Genomic DNA, 19,543 nt, shown 5'->3' with positions numbered 1-19,543 from the left:
CAATCTCGCGGACTGTTCCGTGAGGCGAGGCATGCGAAACGCCACGCGAATTCGCACCGACATACGCGGTCCGCGGTGCGAACCACCCGGCGGTCCCATTGCGGGCCCGTCAGATCTATCAGTGTATCGACCGAAATGCGGCAGCTCGAGGCTGCCGCAGTGGAGTCAGGAGCTGCGCAGGCGCTGCACGAGCGGCCGCGCGACGGACTTCAGCGAGCCGATGGTCAGCCGGTGCATCGCACCCAGCACGCGCCGGTCGCGCGGAATGCGCCAGCCTAGACCCGCCGAAATCACGTTGAGGCACGGGTGGCAGCGCGAGCACGGGCGGCCGCGGACCGGCCGATGGCAAAACCATGTCTCAAGCATGAGCGGCCGCCAGCGCCGGTCATCCACTTCGCGCGCCATCTGCTGCTTGGTGACGTCGAACAGCGGAAACACGTAGGACCCGAAGACCGTATCGACGTCGTCATCGCCGTGGCCGGGGGGCAGCCGATGCACGCGATATCCACCTCCCTCGGAAACGCCGGGAACGGTGAGGTCGAGTAACAGACCGCCGGCGCCGTAGCGCTCGCGTTCGAAGCCGATCTCGACGTCGCTGAGCCCGCGCTGGCGGCAGAAGCGCGCCAACCATTCGTACTGCGTTCCGATACGACAGCGCGCATCGAGACGTGCGTAAGCCGCCGACACCTCGGGATCCGGGGCAATGTCCGCCACCGGCGCGAAGTCGGTCGGCCGCATGAGCTCGCGGGTGTGAGGATGCAGTTCCGCGAGGCGCTCGCGGATGCGCGTCATCGTGCGCTGCTCGATCTTAAGCGAGGGCCGGCGTTCGTCGACGAGGTAGATCGGGACTACCGGGCGGCGGTGTACGAGCAGGAGGCGCAGCAGCTGGAACGTGGAGTCCCATCCGCCGGTCCAGAGGAGGTGCGCAGGGCTGACGTTATGAGAGTCCACGTTCGGCGCTTTGGTTGGCTGATGGACAACACGTAGCAACCCGGAGCATGCGGCCGCGAACGGCCAAATTCGGATATACCTCGTTCAGCGATGTGCGCGGCGCCGCCTACGGGCGCTGGGCTTCGGCACCTCAACCCCAGCCCGACCTCTTTGCCCCTGTCGGCCGACAGGCTGACGGCCCGCCCTTCCCCCGCTGCCCTCAGCCGTGAGGGATCGCGTAGTCGAGCGCAGCGCACACAGCGGCCGCCTGCGCCGCGTTGCACTGCTCGGACGATGCGCGCGGGCTGTCGGGGTACACCTCGGTCGTCGTCGTGTAGCGCGCACCGGTGATCCCGGCGCAAAGGCTGAGTTCGCGCACGGGATAGCGGATGACGCCCGGGGCGACAACCGCCGAGCCGATGATCTCGCCGCGCTCGTCGGCCGGCGCAATGTGGGTCACGCGCGCGACTGCGTCGATGATCGCCTGCTGGAACGCGGGCTGCGGATTCTCGCTGTCGTCGACCAGGTAAAAGCCATCGGGGACGTGCCCGGGCTCGAATGCCTCGCCGTCCCGCGCCGCTTTTGCCGGACGGAACTCGCTCTCGTCGCTGTCGGTGGTTTCGTGCAGGTCAATGTGTACGAGCACGCGGGACCGAAGCGGTTGGACGAGCCGCAGCAGTGCCTCGGCTTCGCCGCAGCCGCTCCCCTCGCGGAACGACCGGTTTGGGTCAAGCGCGTCGAAATTCCACCGATGGATGCGCTCGTAACCCCACGGACTTACGCACGGCACGACGAGCAGGTTGACTCGGCCGACGTACTGCGTCGCGTAGCGCTCGAGAAACTCGAGCGCCCCGTGCACGCCGCTGGTTTCGTAGCCGTGCACACCGCCCGTCACGAGACCGACCGGCCGAGCGTCGTCCCAGTCGCGGCTTCGAACAGCCAGCAGCGGAAAACGCACGCCCTCATAGGTGACATCGCCGTATTCCCGGACGTCAAAGCCGCGCCGCAGCTGCTCGATCCGCGCCATCACGTCGTCAGCGTAGCTGCGGTGCCGAGTCTGGCCCGTGCGCCATTGCAGGCGCTCCGCGTCAGTCCAGGCGATGCCTGGGGTCCCAATCGGATAGAAAGGCGCTGGGCTGTGCATACGTCGATTACCGCGCTGGCGAAGGGCCGGGACTGTAGCACCGGCGCTGGGACGGCCCGGGTGGGGCTGCGCCTGCATTGCACAAAAACGCCGACCCGCTTCCGCGGGCCGGCGATGGAACAACCAGCACTGGCCAGCCCCTGCCAGGGGCCGCAACCAACGCGCTTACTCAACCGGTAACTCGGCCTCTGCGTCAACCTCGGCGTTGCCTTCGAGGACGGGCTCAGTGGTCATCGGATCCGCGACCGTGGGGGCGTTCGGATCGACGACAGGCTCACCAAGTGCGCCCGCATCGGCAGTCGTCGCGCCGACATTGGCATCAGTGCCGATCACGTTCTCTTCGGGCGAACCCGTAACGATCCCTTCTGCACCCGCCTGCGGGATTTCACCGGCAGCCGGCGCCTCGATGGCCGCAGGGGCTTCCACGGCCGCCGTTTCAGCCTGCTCACCTGCGCAAGCTGCGAGAACAAGGCCGAGCGAGGCGGCAAGGAACAACTTATTCATGGTCATCGTGAGCTTCCGCTTGGGCATGACGCTGAGTGCGTCGGGCGCAGGATGCGACCCCCGGCGCCGGGAAGTGCAAGCAAGTCGTTAAGTGTTGCGGGCGATTCATTGCTGTCGGCAACGTGTGTACAAGCTCATCCTTTGAACGAAGTGCGGCGTAGGCGACGGCGTCGGCTCTCACTGCTGTCTTCCATCACTGCCAGACCAGCTGGATCGTCCCGATCATAGGCCGCGCGTCACGGGTGGGCCTGCCACCGGGGACGACGACGAGTTCGATCGGCCGGTCCGTCCGGACAGCGCCCGAGCGTGGAGGTTCTTGACGACGAGGTGGCTTGCGCGTTGCCCGCCCGGGTCGAGTCCGGTGAGCGGATAACCCTCCTTCATGCGAAGGCCGGCCCGTGTACCCCCGCCGGCCAGCTCGAGCGGCCTCGCAGAGGCAACATGCTCCGGTACACGTGACGTCGCGTCGCCACGCGCTGCCAGGTTGCTCAGCGTGGAGCCCGTTTCAGCGGCAAGTGACGTCGACGCGGCGCGCTCGCGGCCGTCCACTCCGACATATCGGTCGTACGCATAACCGAGTGCCCGGGCATCGAACACGTCGCGCAGGCGCGCCGTCACGCGCATTCCCAGGCGGTCGGCAAACACGAATCTGCGGTCGCGCCAGCTGCCGGAGGTCGGATTGATGCGGCCGTTCTCGTTCCAACTCGCCCACAGGCGATCGATGTTCGCGTGATGCACCCAGAACAGCGGGTCCTGGGCCGCGTAGGAGATCTGCCCCATGTTCATTCGCGTGCCCACTAACACGTGGATGCGCCCGTGGATGCCGGCGTCCACTTCCCTGCAGAAGCCGTTGACGGATCCGACGGTCACGTAACTCTGCCGGCTCATGGCCGTGCGCACATCCATGGGATCGCCGGGCTGATCTCGATGGATCGGCAGTCCCGCGTTTGCGAGGCCGGTGCGGTCGGCACGGTGCAGTGACGACAGCAGGGAATCGTTCGGGAGCCGGAACTCGCGCGGGACGACGCCACGCTTGGCGGGATCGAGCGAGGTGTAGTTCCAGTACGGGAGAGCGAAATCCGGCCGACCGCTCACCTCCCTGACGATGTGCTCGAAATGGTGAACGTAGATCCGATGCCACGGAAGAAAATGGTTGGGGTTCTGTCCGGCATGGGACTGGCAGGTGTTCCACACCTCATTTGCGAAGGCGCGCTGCGCGCTCCATGCCGTGCCGAAAATGCGGCTCAGCTCGGATGCCTTTGTCGTCGATCCACTGACGAAGTGCGTGTACCACTGCCATCGCCAGCTTCGTGCATCGCGATCACTGCGCGAGCGCATCCGGCGCACGGCATCGGCGAGAATGCGCACCATCTCCCGCCCGCGTGTGCTCGCGATATCCGGCCTGACGTACGTCGCGACCGGCTGCGCGTGCGTCACGCGCGCGGCCCACAAACCTATTGGCACGGTCGCGATTCCGTGGACAAATGCGCGACGAGACATCGTAGCCATTGTGCTTGCCCCCGCAAGGCGCCGCGTCCGCAGCTGCGGCATCACGCCAGAACATCCGTGGCATTGCGTGACAACGCCCGTACCCCGCGCGGACGGACAGACCTTTATAAGATTTGTTCTTGATTAATTTCGTCCTCATCCATATCGCAGGCACGGCCTTTGTTGGATTGATGGATGCCTTTACCAGCGGCGCCCACCCAGCGGCGCAAGCTTTATAAGAGAGCGTGGATGGGCGTCTTTACGGACCGCGCGCGCCTACTACAAGCGCATCTGACTTGCCGCACGACACCAAGCTGGCCTGTGACTTGCACGCCGTGTCGGACATACGACTAACAGCGAGATACGAAGCCGCTGCAGTCATGTCGTTCGACCCTGTTTAAGCGCGGGTTGCGCTCGCAGGTGCGCGCGTAGGATCCCGACCGTATAGTTCGCGCCCTGTCATCCTTGGCTGGCGGCTCGGATGCTTGCCAAACGGCTCAACACTGCGCGGTCGACGCGCTTGGCGGCACACACCTTGGGTCCCCAGCCCCTGATCGGAGTTCGTTACTTGCCGCACTACACCGGTCCCTTACTGACCCGCGAAACGCTCGACGCGATCCTCGCTGCGCGCGGCGCCGGGCACGGCCGGTGGCCCGGCACGCTCGACCTCGGTCGCACGCAGGAGGAAGTGCTGCTGGACGCGACGCAATGGCGGTGGCGGGACGGGTCCTACCCCTATCCCGCCAAGCTCAAGGACCGCACGATCTACTTCTGGGATGGCGAGGAGTTTGCGCCCGTATCGCGATTCTCAGGCTCGTTGATCAAGCTGGTGCCCACGGAATGGCAGGTGCCTACCTTCGAGATCGACGGCATCAAGATGCTGCCGACATCGAAAGAGTCTCCGCTCGACGATGCCCAACGAAAGGTCGCGCTGGTCGAGCCGCGCGGCAAGCCCGTGCTCGACACCTGCGGCGGGCTGGGCTATTTCGCGCGCCGTTGCCTGGAGGCGGGGGCGGCGAGCATTCGCTCGTTCGAGAAAAATGCCGACGTCCTGTGGCTGCGCACACTCAACCCCTGGTCGCCTGACCCCGATGCGGCGGCGGCCGGAGGCCGGCTTCAGCTGTCGCATGCGGACGTGTCGCAGGCCATCACGACCCTGCCCGACGCCGCGTTCGACGCCTTGTTGCATGACCCGCCGCGGTTCGGCATCGCAGGCGAGCTGTACTCGCAGGCGTTCTATGGGGAGCTCGCACGCGTGGCCCGGCGCGGCGCGCGGCTGTTCCACTACACCGGCAGTCCGAACAAGCTGACCAGCGGGCGGGACGTACCGCGCGAGGTGGCAAAGCGCCTCGAGGCCGCGGGATTCAAGACTCGACTCGCGCTCGACGGCGTGCTGGGCGTCCGCAGGTAGTGCCCCACTCCAAAGGCGACGCAGGCCGGTAAGCAGAGGCCGCGACCGCCGGACTTCAGATTCGCCTCACACCCGCGCCATTCCGGCTTCTCCGCGCATCGCCATCGTGTCCGCACCTTTCCGGAAGCGGCTCCATGGCGAACTCCCCATCCTCCTTCACGGCCGACGTCGTGATCGTCGGCGCCAGCTTTGCCGGCGCCGCGTGCGCGATCGCTGCCGCGGAGCGCGGTCTGCGCGTGGTCGTGCTCGAGCGCAAAAGCGATCCCGGCGACAAGCTGCACACGACCGGCATCATCGTCAAGGAAGCCGCCGAACAGACGTTGCTGGGGCAAGTGCCGGCGGCATTCACGCGTCGTATCGACGAGGTGCGCCTGTACGCGCCGAACCTGCGGCAGGTCGCGTTGGCCGCGCCCGGCTACTACTTCCTGTCCACCGACACGCCCGAGCTGATGCGATGGCTCGCCGCTCGCATGCGCGCGTCCGGTGTCGACCTGAGGTTGCGCTGCTCGTTCAAGCATGCGCGGCGCATCGATGGCGGCTGGGATGTGGACGGGGTCGGTCGCGTCCAATACCTCGTAGGCGCCGACGGGGCGCGTTCGCGGGTCGCCGAGCGGTGCGGCCTCGGTGGCGTGCGCGAGTTCCTCTACGGCATCGAATACGAGTTTCCAGGCGCGATGCTCGCCGAGCCGGGTGCACTGCACTGCTTCATCAGCAAACGCTATGCGCCCGGTTACATCGGCTGGATCGCGCAGAACCCGACCGGGGTCCAGGCGGGCCTCGCGTTGCGGCACGACCCGCACCGCGCGCGGGTACCCGACATCGACGGCTTCCTGCTGCGCGTGGGGCAAGCGGGCGGACTGCCGCGACACCTGCGGCCGGGTCACACGCGGGCGGGACTGATCCCCTGCAGCGGACCCGTCTTCGATATGGCGCGCGACCGCGCCATCCTGATCGGCGACGCGGCCGGCATCGTGTCACCGGTGACCGCAGGAGGCATTCACTCGGCATGGGAGCACGGCTGGGCCGTGGGGCGGGCGATCGCCGCGCACCGCCTCGACGATGGCCCACGGCCCGAGGACGTCGCCGTGCGGGCGGCTCCGCGCTTTCGCAGGAAGCGCGCGCTGCGCTGGGCGTACGACCGCCTGCAGTTCGACTGGCCGTTCGACCTGCTGCTGCATTCGCCGCCGCTGCGCTGGGCCGCGGAGCAGGTGTATTTTCACAAAGGGCGCAGCTAGCAGGATGACGCGCCCACGCACGGTGTCGCATGCTGTGCGCCCGCCGCCATCGACGTGCATGCGCATGCATTCGGAATTCGACCCCGACGACAATTTCGCGCAGAGCTTTCGCACCGAGCACGACCTCGACGACGAGGCCGCGCTCGAGCAGGTGGTCTGGCAGCTGCTGCTGCTGATCAACCCGGGCGACGAAGAGGCCGCGCGCGAGCAGTTCGAGCGCTGGCAGACTGCGATGGTCGTGCAAGGCGGAGACGACCCGATCGAGCCGCTGGCGGACGTGATCGACTGGAAGTCGGGCTTCCGTGTGGAGGTGGCGGATACCCGGGCGTTGGTGGAGAGCCTGGAAGAGCTCGCGTCGCGGTGGAATCTCCACATCGACTGGGGCGTCGAAGACCCGACGGACGATGAATTCCTCGACGCGGCGGATGCCGAGTCGTTGATCGGCACCGCGTATGACCGGTTGCGCGAGCATCACTACACGCTGTGGGTGCGCGACGCCGGGCATGACCTGCACGCGGGCTGGATCACGCGGAGCGAGGACAACGAGGCGATGCGCCTCGTTGCGTCCGCGCTGGGCATCGACGTTCGACCCGGCGCGGCATAAACACGCAGACCCGCAGCCGACGTGACTTGAGCGCGTCCGCGGCGGCGCACACGCCCGGCGCTGAGGCCGGGCGCTCGCCTGCTGCCGTCTCTTGCGGCAGCGGAATGCCGTTACTGCGTCGGCGGGGTCTGGGCGGGAGCGGTGTCGGTGGCGGTGTCCATTTCCTGCCCCTGCATCTGCCCGGCGTCGCCGGTCGTGTCCGACGCAGCGGTGCCTGCATTGGTTCCGTCGGCGGCCACCGTGCTGCCGTCGGTTGCGATCGGCTGGGTCGCCGCGGAGGTCGCTGAGAGGTCCGGCGCGGTATTGGCGTCGCCCAAGCCGGATGCAGGCGCGGCGCCCGGCGGCGGGCCGGCATTACCGAGCGGCGTGGACGACTCGATGGCGGGGCTCTGTGCCTGCGCTTGCTCGTCGTTGCTGCCGCATCCCATCAAGGCGAAGGACAGCGATGCGGCCAGCAGGATGCGATACGTCGTCATGACTTGTCCTTCGAAGTGCACGGCGCTGATTGCGCCGTCGTGGAGCATGGGCGGCGACGGGAAACGAGGTGCAAGCGTTACGTGAAGCGTTGCGTGCAGTTCAGGCCAGCTCCTCCGCGACGGGCGCCACGGCGGGCCTGCGCTCACCACCGACAACGTGCACAGCCGCGGCGATACGCAGCGGGGCGGCAGCTGTGACAGCGGCTATCCCGCACCCGAGCGCGCGTCAGCGGTGAATCTCGCGCCGGAACGGCGGCAATGCGTCAAGAATGTCGCGCCCGTAGCGCTTCTCGACCACGCGGCGATCGAGCAGCACGATGCGCCCGGTGTCGTCCTGCGTGCGGATGAGCCGGCCGGCGTACTGCGTCAGCACGCGGATCGCTTCGGGCACGGTGACGAGCAGGAACGGGTTCTGCCCGCGCGACTCCAGCCATTCGGACTTTGTCGCGAGCACGGGCTCGGTGGGAACGGCGAACGGCAGCTGCGTGATGACGACGGTCGAGCAGTAATCGCGCGGCAGGTCGAGGCCTTCGCCCATCGACGCAAGCCCGAACAGCACGCTGCCGTCCCCTGCGTCCACGGCCGCGCAGTGCGCGTCGACCAGCGCCTGCTTGCCGAGCGCGCCCTGCATGCGGATCTGCAGCTGACGCGAGGCCGGCATCAGCGCGTGCACCTGCTCCATCTTGCGGCGCGAGGTGAACAGCACGAGCGAGCCGGCCTTCCAGTCGAGCTCGCGCGACAGCCAGTCGGCCAGCGCCTGCGGGTGCCGTTCGTTGTCCGGCAACACCGGAAACGCCGGCACCTGCAGCACGGCCTGTTTTTCGAGGTCGAACGGCGATGGCAGCGAAGCGCATTCGGCCTCGGCGGGCAGCCCGACCGACGCCGCGAAGGATTTGAAGTTGCCGCCCGCGCTCAGCGTCGCGGACGTCACGAGCACGGAATCGGCCTTGGACCACAGCCGCTGGCGCAGCAGCTTTGCGGCGGACACCGGGGACGCGTGGCAGATCAGGCCCTTGTCGAAGCCGACCGTCATCCACCGCGCATGCGGCGGCTCGCCGTCGCGGTCCTGGCGCCCCCACGCGGCAAACAGCTCGTCGGCCTCGCGCAGTTGCTCGACCGCCTGCCCCATTGCGCGCGTGACGGTCTCGTGGCTCTTCGGGCCGTCCTTCTTGAGCACGCGGCGGCGCGCGCCGTCGAGCCATTCAAGCAGGCTCGCGGTGTCCGCGGCGAGCGACTGGGCCGTGACGCGCCACTCGTCCGGGATGCGGCCGAGCGGCGCACGCCACATCGGGTCGCGCTCGTTGAAGTCGGGCGTCCAGCTGGTCTGCAGACGCAGGTCGAACGCCTTGACCGCATCAGTGAGGCGCTTGAGGTCGGCGTGCGCGTCGGCCAGTTCGCGGCTGCCGATCTTGTCCTTCTCGAGCAGTCGAAACGGGGCGGCAAACACGGGCCCCATTTTCGTGAGCCGGCGTCCGAGGGCGCCCATGTGCAGGCGCGCCGCGCCCGACTCGATCGCAACGGAGGCCAGGTGATGCCCCTCGTCGAACACGAACGTGCACGAGGCCGGGTCACCGATGAGGAAATTTTCGGCCGGCGCTTCCGCGTCAGCGTCGCCATCCAGCTCGAGCGCAGCGATCACCATCGCGTGATTCGCCACGACGATGTCGGCGTCCCGCACGTCCTTGCGCGCCGCGAGCACCGGGCAGCGCAGTGCATGCGCGCAACGACTGTTCGAACACGCGCCCGACGTGGTGCTGAGCAGCGGGCGGACGGTGTCGGGGATCGCGGCCGGGGCCTCGTCCAGGTCGCCGTTCCAGCGGCCCTGGTCGAATGCGCTCACGAGCGCCTGCACGGCCTTGATCTCCGCGAGCTGCGGCGGGTGCGGCCAACCGGCCAGCGGAATCTCCAGCCCGAGGTCCATCTGCGCGGTCTGCCCGCCGGCGAGGTCCATCGCGTCGCGCACGCAGAGGTAGCGCTGCCGCCCCTTTGCGAGCGCGACCTTCATCTCGAGGCCGGTGGCTTCGAGGAAGGCAGGCAGGTCTCGTCCCATCAGCTGGCTCTGGAGTGCGACGGTAGCGGTAGACAGCACAAGCTTGCGCTTGCCGAGCTTCGCCGTCGGGATGCCCGCGATCAGGTAGCCGAGCGATTTGCCGGTGCCGGTCGGCGCCTCAGCCACCGCGAATCCGCCCGACGCCCCGAGCGCGCGCGACGAGGTCGCGATGAGGCTGCGCTGGGAGCGTCGCGGCACGAAGCCGGGCAAGCGACTCGTGACTTTCTCGTAGGCCTCGCGGACGGCCGATTTGGCCGCTTCGTCGAGGACGCGCGGACGGCTGGGCTGGTTCATGAGGCGATGCCGCGCGGGCACGAGAAGACGAACGGCCGGCATTGTCGCGTCTCGCTGTCTCAGCCGGGGGGATCCGGGACACCGTCCGCGCATGCCCGCGCCCGCCGTGACGGCTCGCGCGTTCCCGGCGCCCGGCACTCAAGGCTCCGCCCGACCGGCCGATGACGTGGCCGCGACCATGAGCATGACCCCCACCCCCTCCGACGATCCCGTCCTTGCCCGCATGGGCAAGCTGCTCGGCTTGCCCCTGGCCAGCGAGCTCGACGTGTTCGAACTCACGCGCTCCGGCCTCGCCGCCGAGTCGTGGGCGCAGCTGTCGGACGCGGTGCCGCTTCCGCGAGACGTGTTCGTACGCGCCGATCACGCGCGCCTGACGCTCATGCTCGGGCGCCGCTTCACGCCGGCCGAGACGGATCGGATCGTGCGGGCCATACGGCTGTTCGCGCAGGCCCACGAAGCACTGGGCTCGCACGACGCGGCGACTGCATGGCTGTGCGAGCCCCGAGCCCTGCGCCCGGGCCAGCCGCCCGTCGCGCCCTGGACGCTCGCCACGACCGAGGCCGGCGCCCGCCTGTGCGAGCGGCTGCTCGGCGTGGGCAGCGCCCTGCCCTCGTCGCCACCGGTGACGCAGGCGACCCATATCGATGTCGACGCGGTCATCCGCGAAGACGCGAACATGAGCGAAGCGGAGTTGGCCTGGGCCGCCGCGCTCGAAGAACAACGGGCCGCCGGCCTACCGGCAGCGGAGGTCGATGCACCGCTCGGCGCGGACGTCGACATCGATGCGGTGCTGGGCCAGGTCGCGGTCGACGCGCACGAACTCGACTGGGCCGCCGCCCTCGAGGAGCAGGCGGCAGCGACCCAGGGCGGCGCCGAAGTCGCGTCATCAGACGATGCGGACGCCATCCTCGCCGCCGCAGCGGCGCACGCGAACGCCTGAAGCGCGCCTTCAGCCAGGAGCGTTTCGGCATCTTCCGCTGCGCCAGGCGCCTCACAAGCTGTTGTTTTCCGACGGTCCCATCGCGACCTCCGCCCCGCGGCGGAGACGCCCGCGTCAGGCGGGCTCGTCCACGCGATTCAACGACAGCAGCAAAGCGGTGGCGTCGACGGCGAAGCACGGCCGCGCAAATCGATAGCCCTGCATGCGCGTGCACCCCATCGCCCGCAGGCACGCCTCCTGGGCCTCGTCCTCGACGCCTTCTGCGACCGTGCCCAGGTGCATCTGCTCGCTGAGCGCCAGGATCATGCGGATGATCGCCGCGTCGTTCTCACTGTCGACCACGTTCCGGACGAAGCTGCGGTCGATCTTGAGAACGTCGAGCGGCAGGCGCTGCAGGTACGCGAGGCTCGAATAGCCGGTGCCGAAATCGTCGAGCGCCAGCCGAACGCCGAGTCGCTTGAGGTCTTCGAGCAGCGCCGCCGTGGCCAGCACGTCCTCGATCAGCATGCTTTCCGTCACTTCCAACGTGAGCGTGCGCGGGTCTAGCCCGTTTACCTGCAGGTGGCCGCTGACGACGGCCGGCAGCGTGCCCTGCCCGAGCTGGCTCGGCGACACGTTGATCGACATCGACAGGTCAGGGAACCCCAACGCCTGCCAGTTCCCCAGCTGTCGACACGCCGCGCGCATCACCGACTCGCCGAGACGCTCCATGAGTCCGCTGGTTTCAGCGAGCGGAATGAACTGCACCGGGGACACGTCACCCCACTGCGGGTGGTGCCAGCGCGCGAGCGCTTCGAATGAGGTGATGCGTCCGCTGTCGACGTCGACGATGGGCTGGTAGGCCACCTGGATCTCGTCGCATTCGATCGCATCCCGCAACGCCGCCGTCATCGCCAGTCGGTCGCGCTGTTCGCCGACGTCGACCACGCGCGCGATCTGCGTCTGGTTGCGACCGGCACGTTTCGCCGCCAGGCGCGCGAGATCGGCGCTTCGCAGGAGCGCCTTCAGCCGCGTGCCGTGCTCGGGCATGCGCGCGACGCCAACGCTGGCGGTGACCTTGACCTGGTGCGCAGGCGCGGCCAGCGTCACCGGCTCGGCAATCGCGTGTCGCAGCCTCTCAGCGATCTGGCGCAGCGTGTCGACGTCCAGATCGTCCGTGCCGAACAGCGCAAAGCCCTCGCCCCCGAAGCGCAGCAGTTCGCCGGTGCCGCGTCCCTCGATCGCAATGCGTCGCGCGAGCGCGCGCAGGATCTCGTCGCCGGCCTCGTGGCCGAGCGCGTCATTGAGCGAACCGAATGCGTCCAGGTCGATCAGGATGAGCCAGCCCGTCGGGGCGGCGCGGTCGAGCAGCCCCGCCAGCGAAGACGCGCGCGCGGAGAAACGCGCAAGCCCCGTAACACCGTCGATCCCTGCCGCGCGGGCGAGTTCTTCAGACGCTTCGAGTCGGCGTTGGCTCTCGAGCACGAGCGCATGCGCGCGCGACCGAGCAAGTTCGTAAAGGAACAGCACGAACGACACCAGCAGTCCGGCACTCAAGGAGCCGACGACCGCGGTGCGCGAGAGGACGAAGCCGCGCAGGCTCGGATCCGGGAGCACGTCGACGGTGACCGGGTGGCCGTCGAAATCGAACGTGCGGGACGCCACGGCGCGGGCGCGCGGCAGCGGACTCGGGGTCGTGGCCCCGTCGGCGCCCATGCGCATCGGCGCGCCGTCGTGGGACGCGAGGCGGTGCTCGACGAGACGCACGAGGTCGACGAATGCCGCGGTGCCGGTTTCGCCTGGCACGGTGATCCACCAGCCGCCCGGCGCGGCTTCGATCTGCGGCACGCCGGGGCGCCCCTGGATGATGATCGGCGCACGCGCCGGAGCCGCGCCCCACTCCAGCGACGTGCCATCGCGCGTGTAGGCGCGCACGAACGCCACGTCCTCGGTCTGTCCCGCCAGGTCGCGCGCCTGCCTTGCAAAGCGGGGCGCCGCGGTCTCGCCAGCGAGTGCGTCCACGAGATAGCTCAGGCGGCCGACCGACGCCGCACGGTGCTTGAGGTCCTGGTGGAGCAAGGCCTCGATCTGCACCAGTTCCGCAGCGGCGGAGCGGCGCTCGAAAACGTCGCGGTCGCTCATCGTGCCCCACCAGAACAGGCCGCCCAACGTCAGCGTCGCGACCAGTGGTGAGGCGTCCAGCAGACTGTCCCGCAGCCCGCCGCCGCGTTCCACGGCGAGCGCGGCACCGAGCATGAAGAGCATCACGCTCGCGCTCAGCGAGAAATTCGCGCGGGCAACCTCGGGCGCGGCTGAGTCGATCGTGGCGAGGAGACCGACGACCGTCATGCCGCTCACCGAGGCGATCGCGACGCCGAGTCCACGCGACAGTGCCGTCGCCCGCCCCTGATCGCGCCGCGGGTCGCGGAGCCGCAGCGCGACCGCGACCAGCCCGGCGGTGAGCACGATGTCGGAATAGTTGCCGACGACCGGGGCGTCGGCCTGCGGGAGCAGGCCGTGCGACCACAGCCAAGTGGACGGCGTCGGCACGCCAAGCTTGCCGAGGAACGTCAGGCCGATCGGCACGGCGGCCGTGGCGAGCAGCAGCCAACCGAATCGACGGAAGCGGTGGTGCGAGGCCCAGAGCGCGGCGCCGATCGCGAGCGCGACCCATGCCGTCACTGGGCGCGCGGCCGGGTACTCCGTGCCGAGGTGCGCGAGCCCGTTGCCGGGATCGCCCCAGGCAACGAGCGACGTCAGCGCAACGGCGGCGCCGAGGCACAGGAAGGTGTCCGACAGACGCCACGCTGCCGGCCGCCGCAGTTGCCACAGGGCGCCCGCCGCGACGACACACGAGGTTGCGACCCAGGTCGTGGGCGCCGTGGCGTTCTGCGCGAGTGCCGCGAGCGCGGCCGCAGCGCCGGTCACGAAGCCAAGCGCGCACGCGACCCGCAGCGCGAAGTCACCGGCCGGGCGGCCGCGGAGCCGCAGCCCCGCAAGCACCAGCGTGGCGGCAAGTACCAGCAGCAAGTCGTCGCCCACGCCGGGGCGCGACTGCGCGATCGCGGCCGAGACGAACATGACCAGGAGGGACACTGCGACCGTCCCCGCCGCGTACGCCGCCGCGCGGTCCCACGCCTCGCGCGCGCGGTCCTCCGTCGACGCGGCGCCGTTTGCCAACACGAACCGGGGATCGGCGGTTGCAACCACGAAGAAGGCTCGAAGGTATCAGGGCGTACACGCGCATCCCGCCCACAACGGAATGCTGTCCAATGGGTTAACGACCAACGCTTGCGCTTATTGAGTCCGATATCGATGACGGAAGTCACCCCGGCGTTCGCGCGTCGTGAGACCGCGCACACCCCGCGCGGACGGTCTTCACGGATCAAGGCCCGTTTGGCGATGGCCGCCCGCCAAGTCGGGCAACAGGGGCGCCCGCGGCGGCTGCCTACAATCGGTTCACCGCCCTCGACGAGACATGCCGTGGCCACGCGCCCCCGATTCCATCCGCTTTCACTGCATCTCTCCGCGGCGCTCGCCGTGGCCCTGCTCGGCGCATGCGCCTCCACCCCGACCGCTCCCGCAGCGAGCACGCAGGCGGTCGACCGCGGGGCCCCAGCGGCGCAGTCCGTGTCGGCGTTCTTCACCGAGTTCACCGATCGTTGGATGCGTCGCAATCCGAACGCCGCAACCGCCAGCCGTTACTTCGAAGGCGATCTGCAGAACCGGCTCGACCGCGAGATCACGCCCCAGACCGACGCATACGAGCGCGAGACGGTCGCCGTCGCCCGCGAAGGGCTCGCGCGGCTGGCCACGTTCGACCGCAGCGCGATGAGCGACACCGAGCGTGTCTCGGCCGACCTCATGCGCTGGCAGCTGCAGACGATCGTCGACGGCGAGCGCTACAGCGACACGCAGTACCCGCTCAACCAGTTCGGCGGCGCGAACGTCGGGCTGCCGAACCTCATGACCGTGATCCACCCCGTGTCGAGCGCGCAGGACGCCGACAACTACTTGGCCCGCCTGGAACTCTTCGACGAGCGCATGGGCGAAGCGGTCGCCGAGTCGCGGGCGCAGGCCGCGAAGGGCGTGTTGCCGCCGCGCTTCATCCTGCAGGCGACGATCGACCAGATGCGCACGTTCATCGCGCCTGCACCGGCGAAAAACCCGCTTGTTACGACGCTGGCGGACAAACTCGCCAGCGTCGAAGGCGTCGATGCCGCTGCGCGGCAGCAGCGTGTGGAGCAGGCGAAGCGCATCGTCGAGCAGACGGTGTACCCCGCCTGGCGTGCGGCAATTGCCGAGCTGGAATCGCAGCTGCCGAAGTCCACCGACGACGCCGGCCTTTGGCGCTTTGCGAACGGCGCGGAGACCTACGAGCATCGTCTGCGCCAGTTCACGTCGACGCAGCTGACGGCCGACGAGATCCACGAGCTGGGCCTGCGCGAGGTGGCGCGCATCGAGAACGAGATGGACGCGATCCTGCGCAAGCTCGGTCGCACCCAGGGCTCGGTCAAGGACCGCGCGGACCAGCTCGAACGGGATCTCGCATATCCGGATAACGACGCGGGCCGCAAGCAGCTCATGGCCGACATCGACACCATGATCCGCGACGCGGAAACGCGTGCAGACGCCTTGTTCGATCTGCGCCCGAAGACGCCCGTCATCGCGCGCCCCTACCCGGAGTACCGCTGGGCGAGCGCGGCTGCGAGTTACACGGCGCCACCGCTGGACGGCTCCCGCCCCGGCGTCTACCAGATGCCGCTGCGCAAAGACCGGCTCACGCGCTTTGGCCTGCGCACGCTCGTCTACCACGAGACGGTGCCCGGCCATCACTTCCAGGGTGCGCTCGCGGTCGAGAACGAGGCGCTGCCGAAGTTCCGACAGGTCCGTGCGCTCGGCGGCATCTCGGCCTTCAGCGAAGGCTGGGCGCTGTATGCCGAGCGGCTCGCCGCGGAGAACGGCTGGTACGAGGGCGATCTCGAAGGTCGCCTGGGCCAGCTCGATGCCGAGCTGTTCCGCGCGCGCCGGCTCGTCGTCGACACCGGCCTGCACGCGAAGCGCTGGACGCGCCAGCAGGCGATCGACTACGGCATTCCGCCGTCCGAAGTCGACCGCTACGTCGTGATGCCCGGCCAGGCGACGAGCTACAAGATCGGACAGATCGAGATCATCCGCTTGCGCGACAAGGCACGCGCCGCGCTCGGCGAGCGCTTCAATCCGCGCGAGTTCCACAACCTGCTGTTGCTCACGGGCACGGTGCCGCTGACGCTCCTCGAAAGCGAAGTCGATGCCTGGATTGCGAAGCAGCGCGCGCAAGGCTGACCGCGGTTCTCGTTCCGATCCGTCACTTAAAAGCCCCTGCAGCGCAGGGGCTTTTTCTTTTCGTCCGCGTCGATCGCGTCTGCACGCCCCCAATGCGGTGCCGACCGATCACACGGACCGCGCGCAGGGCCACAGCCCGTGCGCCGACACTCCGACGCCAACGGTCCGTCGTCATCAGGTACGCCAGCCTCGCCTCCGGGGAGTCACACCTCCGCGTATGAACAGCCAGCCAAGCGCTACCGCCGGCTTCACAGGGCCGCCGACAGCGCACGCGTAGCGTCGCCGGCGCGGCCCCATCCGGGCTGACGTTCCCCCAATTGGAGACACCCATGAATAACAAGACTCGCCTTGCAGTGGCCACCGCGGCGCTGATGACGCTCGCCCTTGGCGGCTGCGCTTCCACCGGTATGGACGCCGGCGTCGCCGCGCCCGAGGCATCGGCGGACACCGCGATCTCCGGCTCGGCCGGCTCGGTTGCCGCAACCGGCACGGCCGGCGCGATGTCCGGCGCTACGGGCTCGACGGGCGCCGCAACGGATTCGGGCGCTGCCCTGTCGAGCAGCGCGATGACCGGCAACACGGCGATCTCCGGCTCGACCGCCGGCACGGCCGCAGCCGGCACCGCCAGCAGCGGCATGGTGGCCTCGGGCGGCGCGATGGCCGGCGGCACGATGGCCGGTGACACGCAGGCAGGCGCCTCGGCCGCGCATTCGAAGCACGGCGGCGCAATGGCGGGTGCGGGTGCTCCGCTGCCGAAGGCGTCGACCCCGGCTGAGGCGCTCACGCTCGTTGCACTCGTCGACCAGCACGAGCTCAAGCTCGCGCAGCTCACGCAGTCCAAGCAGGTGAGCGAGCCGGTCATGGCGTACGCCAAGATGATGGTGGCCGAGCACACCCCGCACCTTGCGAAGACCCGCACGCTCGTTGATGCGGCCGGCGGCATGCAGCAGAAGAGCGAAGGCGCGCATCACTTGATGATGCTCGATCAGCAGACGCAGCAGCGCCTCAACGGCCTGCAGGGCGATGCGTACGCGCGTGCCTACATCGAGCACATGGTGCAGAGCCACCAGATGGGCATCGCGATGCTCGACGCGTCGATGAGCGTCGCGACCGACGCCTCGCAGCGCGAGTTCATGCAGATGACCAAGCAGGTCATGCAGAAGCATCTGGAGCACGCACAGAAGGTGCAGGCCCAGCTCCGCGGCTGAGGTATGGCGCTCGCTGCGATCGGGTGCTGGATGCCCGATCGCGGCCACGCGGCTTGATACGAGGCGCGGTCCTTTCGAGGGCCGCGCTTTTTTGTTGGCGCCGGCGGCCCATGCTGCTGCGCGCAGCGCCCGTGACGGCGGCTTCCGCGCGCCCGTAACGGGCCGCGGCCCCTGGCGAGCCACGTCGCCGCTGCGCGCTGATCAGCGTCCGTCTGCGCCGGCCGCTGCGCGAGGCGAGTTCGGCGCGATTCGCCTATCCCCGCCAGTTCGCGTGCGAACGCCAGAATTCGACGCTGCGCCGATAGGCGTCGCGGTCGAGCCCCACGCCCGAGCCACCCTCCTCCACCCCGAGCGCATTGCGCATCATCGTGATCGGCGCCATCGGCGTCTCCTCGGCCTCCATCGTGTACATGCAGCCCACCACGCCCCAATCGGCGTCGATGTGCGTGCCTTCGCGAGCAAGCTGCTCGCGGCTGTAGAGAATGGGGATCAGAAAGTTCGCCACGGGCGGTTCGATGCCTTCGAACCACCGCACCAGCACGGGCAACTCGTCCTTCGTCCGAGCTTCGTAATCGGAGCGCAGCAGGTGTCGGTTGTCGTCGGTGATCGGGACCGCGAGGCACCGGGTCGACGTCCAGTTGCGGTGCACATGCAGCTTGCAGAACGGCGCATAGCCGTCGAGCACCTGCACCGGCGGCGTCTCGTTGAGATGCTGCACGAATGCATCGGCCGTGATGTCCTGAATGGTGTTGCGGCGTGGCTCGCGCGGAAAGAGGCGCGGCCTCGCGAAATCGGTGAGTGCGATGGGCATGGGATCGGCGCAGATGGGCGGCGCCCATTGTCGCGCGAGGTGCTGCCTGCGTCGGGAACGCGTTGGCGACGCTGACGCCCGTCGGCGCCCGTCGGCGCGGGTCGGCGCCCCGGCCGTGCTCGCGCACGCATATCCCCGTAAAGCAGGCGCCGCCGTGCCGGACCTCGCCGGCACGGCGGCTCCGCGTCTCAAGAGCGCTTACTTCGCCCAGGGCAGGACGAGCGGCGCGACGTAGAAGTCGCTTGGGCGGCCGAGGTCCTTCGCAAAGAACAGCAGCTTGCGCTCCCACAGTACGGTCGGGTGGAACTCGTCCCCTGCGGTGTTGATGCATGGCCCGAGGTTCACCGGCTCCTCGAACCCGGCATCAGCGAGCCGGCTGGCATAGATGTCGCCGAAGCCGTAGCCCTGGTCCGGAAGCGCATCGGGCAGGTCGAGGCGCACGAACAGCAGCGTGCGGCCGTCGGGCGAGATCTCCGGATTGAACTCCCAGCGCAGGCGGCTGTTGACGAGGCCGGGGACCTTCTCGGCGACCGCGTACTGGCCGTTGCGCTCGCGGCGGCTGCGGTAGATATCGAACTCGCCGTCGCGATTGCTGGCCCAGTACAGGGTGCCATGTCGGTCCACGCTCGCGTACAGCTCGTCGCCCGTGCTGTTGACCGCATCGCCCAGGTGCACCGGTTCGCCCCAGTCGCGCCCGTGTCGCTCGACCATCCACAGGTCCATGCGCGCGGCGCGGCCGTCCGGGCGCGGACGCTCCGACGAGAAGAACAGCGTGCGTCCGTTCGGCGACACCGCCGGGTCCATGTCGCTGTGGACGCCGGAGAACGACGCGACTTCCGGCGCGCTCCAACCATCGGTCGTCTTACGCGACGTGAGGATCGTCGCCCGTTCGCGCGTTGCGGGCCACCAGCCCTGGGTGTGCGCCCAGTACATCGTGCGACGCGACGGTTCGAACGTCAGCCGCCAATCCCAGCGCGGCGACGACGCCACGCCTTCCGCAAATTTTTCGGGTGCAGCGCACTCGTCCGCGGCGGCGGTCGGCAACGCGAGCATGAGGGAAACAGCGAGCACGGCAGGGGCATTCGCAATCAGACGTCGCATGGCGCAGTCCTCCGGTTGGGTGCGCGAACGCTGCGCCCGCACG

Annotated in this window: 15 protein-coding genes; 6 read left to right on the top strand and 9 right to left on the bottom strand. The window is 68.9% G+C overall.

All coding sequences use genetic code 11. The annotated features are described in order from the left end of the window. Window positions 1–165 precede the first annotated feature (165 nt). The 4 genes from IE075_RS03195 to IE075_RS03180 form a co-directional block, all read right to left on the bottom strand. Window positions 166–951 (bottom strand): hypothetical protein, encoded by a 786-nt coding sequence (locus tag IE075_RS03195; RefSeq protein WP_189453223.1) that lies wholly within the window; start codon window positions 949–951, stop codon window positions 166–168. 199 nt (window positions 952–1,150) lie between these two features. Further along, window positions 1,151–2,074 (bottom strand): M14 family metallopeptidase, encoded by a 924-nt coding sequence (locus IE075_RS03190; RefSeq protein WP_189453221.1) that lies wholly within the window; start codon window positions 2,072–2,074, stop codon window positions 1,151–1,153. A gap of 165 nt (window positions 2,075–2,239) precedes the next feature. Further along, window positions 2,240–2,584, bottom strand: coding sequence for a hypothetical protein (locus tag IE075_RS03185; RefSeq protein WP_189454887.1), 345 nt, complete (start codon window positions 2,582–2,584; stop codon window positions 2,240–2,242). A gap of 216 nt (window positions 2,585–2,800) precedes the next feature. Then, the gene (locus tag IE075_RS03180) at window positions 2,801–4,042 is read right to left on the bottom strand and encodes a tyrosinase family protein (RefSeq protein ID WP_229792286.1); all 1,242 of its coding nucleotides are present in this window, start codon (window positions 4,040–4,042) and stop codon (window positions 2,801–2,803) included. A gap of 592 nt (window positions 4,043–4,634) precedes the next feature. Here IE075_RS03180 and IE075_RS03175 point away from each other — a divergent pair. The 3 genes from IE075_RS03175 (at window position 4,635) to IE075_RS03165 (ending at window position 7,316) form a co-directional block, all read left to right on the top strand. Further along, window positions 4,635–5,477 (top strand): class I SAM-dependent methyltransferase, encoded by an 843-nt coding sequence (locus IE075_RS03175; protein WP_189453217.1) that lies wholly within the window; start codon window positions 4,635–4,637, stop codon window positions 5,475–5,477. A 134-nt stretch (window positions 5,478–5,611) separates the two neighbouring features. After that, window positions 5,612–6,712, top strand: a complete 1,101-nt coding sequence (locus IE075_RS03170) for an NAD(P)/FAD-dependent oxidoreductase (RefSeq protein WP_189453216.1) — start codon at window positions 5,612–5,614, stop codon at window positions 6,710–6,712. Window positions 6,713–6,770: 58 nt separating this feature from the next. Then, window positions 6,771–7,316, top strand: a complete 546-nt coding sequence (locus IE075_RS03165) for a DUF6630 family protein (RefSeq protein WP_229792285.1) — start codon at window positions 6,771–6,773, stop codon at window positions 7,314–7,316. Window positions 7,317–7,426: 110 nt separating this feature from the next. On the opposite strand, the gene IE075_RS03160 is transcribed toward IE075_RS03165, so the two are convergent. Then, on the bottom strand, window positions 7,427–7,792 hold the full coding sequence (locus IE075_RS03160; protein ID WP_229792284.1) for a hypothetical protein: 366 nt from the start codon (window positions 7,790–7,792) through the stop codon (window positions 7,427–7,429). A 226-nt stretch (window positions 7,793–8,018) separates the two neighbouring features. After that, a complete protein-coding gene (dinG, locus tag IE075_RS03155; protein WP_189453212.1) occupies window positions 8,019–10,136 on the bottom strand; it encodes an ATP-dependent DNA helicase DinG in 2,118 nt (705 codons plus the stop codon). A gap of 184 nt (window positions 10,137–10,320) precedes the next feature. On the opposite strand from dinG, the gene IE075_RS03150 reads away from it, so the two are divergent. Continuing rightward, on the top strand, window positions 10,321–11,076 hold the full coding sequence (locus tag IE075_RS03150; protein WP_189453210.1) for a hypothetical protein: 756 nt from the start codon (window positions 10,321–10,323) through the stop codon (window positions 11,074–11,076). A 114-nt stretch (window positions 11,077–11,190) separates the two neighbouring features. Here IE075_RS03150 and IE075_RS03145 read toward each other — a convergent pair whose 3' ends face one another. Next, complete coding sequence (locus IE075_RS03145; protein ID WP_189453208.1) at window positions 11,191–14,265, bottom strand: putative bifunctional diguanylate cyclase/phosphodiesterase; 3,075 nt, start codon at window positions 14,263–14,265, stop codon at window positions 11,191–11,193. Window positions 14,266–14,538: 273 nt separating this feature from the next. Here IE075_RS03145 and IE075_RS03140 point away from each other — a divergent pair, with 273 nt between their 5' ends. After that, window positions 14,539–16,380 (top strand): DUF885 domain-containing protein, encoded by a 1,842-nt coding sequence (locus IE075_RS03140; protein ID WP_189453205.1) that lies wholly within the window; start codon window positions 14,539–14,541, stop codon window positions 16,378–16,380. 329 nt (window positions 16,381–16,709) lie between these two features. Then, window positions 16,710–17,588, top strand: coding sequence for a DUF4142 domain-containing protein (locus IE075_RS03135; protein WP_189453203.1), 879 nt, complete (start codon window positions 16,710–16,712; stop codon window positions 17,586–17,588). A gap of 253 nt (window positions 17,589–17,841) precedes the next feature. Here IE075_RS03135 and IE075_RS03130 read toward each other — a convergent pair whose 3' ends face one another. Both IE075_RS03130 and IE075_RS03125 read right to left on the bottom strand, forming a co-directional pair. Further along, window positions 17,842–18,399 carry a DUF3228 family protein gene (locus IE075_RS03130; protein WP_189453201.1) on the bottom strand — a complete coding sequence of 186 codons (558 nt, stop codon included), beginning with the start codon at window positions 18,397–18,399 and terminating at the stop codon, window positions 17,842–17,844. 198 nt (window positions 18,400–18,597) lie between these two features. Then, window positions 18,598–19,500 carry a TolB-like translocation protein gene (locus IE075_RS03125; protein ID WP_189453199.1) on the bottom strand — a complete coding sequence of 301 codons (903 nt, stop codon included), beginning with the start codon at window positions 19,498–19,500 and terminating at the stop codon, window positions 18,598–18,600. Window positions 19,501–19,543: the final 43 nt, after the last annotated feature.

Source organism: Cognatilysobacter bugurensis (assembly GCF_014652095.1).
GTDB classification, from domain to species: domain Bacteria; phylum Pseudomonadota; class Gammaproteobacteria; order Xanthomonadales; family Xanthomonadaceae; genus Cognatilysobacter; species Cognatilysobacter bugurensis.
Note: the sequence above shows the minus strand (reverse complement) of the source record. Positions and strands in the feature narration are given on the sequence as shown.

Bases quoted from the DNA above. Each gene is read 5' to 3' on its own strand.
- IE075_RS03185 (WP_189454887.1), bottom strand. From the start codon at position 2,584: ATGACCATGAATAAGTTGTTCCTTGCCGCCTCGCTCGGCCTTGTTCTC.
- IE075_RS03165 (WP_229792285.1), top strand. From the start codon at position 6,771: ATGCGCATGCATTCGGAATTCGACCCCGACGACAATTTCGCGCAGAGC.
- IE075_RS03135 (WP_189453203.1), top strand. From the start codon at position 16,710: ATGAATAACAAGACTCGCCTTGCAGTGGCCACCGCGGCGCTGATGACG.
- IE075_RS03130 (WP_189453201.1), bottom strand. From the start codon at position 18,399: ATGCCCATCGCACTCACCGATTTCGCGAGGCCGCGCCTCTTTCCGCGC.
- IE075_RS03125 (WP_189453199.1), bottom strand. From the start codon at position 19,500: ATGCGACGTCTGATTGCGAATGCCCCTGCCGTGCTCGCTGTTTCCCTC.
- IE075_RS03170 (WP_189453216.1), top strand. From the start codon at position 5,612: ATGGCGAACTCCCCATCCTCCTTCACGGCCGACGTCGTGATCGTCGGC.
- dinG (WP_189453212.1), bottom strand. From the start codon at position 10,136: ATGAACCAGCCCAGCCGTCCGCGCGTCCTCGACGAAGCGGCCAAATCG.
- IE075_RS03160 (WP_229792284.1), bottom strand. From the start codon at position 7,792: ATGACGACGTATCGCATCCTGCTGGCCGCATCGCTGTCCTTCGCCTTG.
- IE075_RS03190 (WP_189453221.1), bottom strand. From the start codon at position 2,074: ATGCACAGCCCAGCGCCTTTCTATCCGATTGGGACCCCAGGCATCGCC.
- IE075_RS03150 (WP_189453210.1), top strand. From the start codon at position 10,321: ATGACCCCCACCCCCTCCGACGATCCCGTCCTTGCCCGCATGGGCAAG.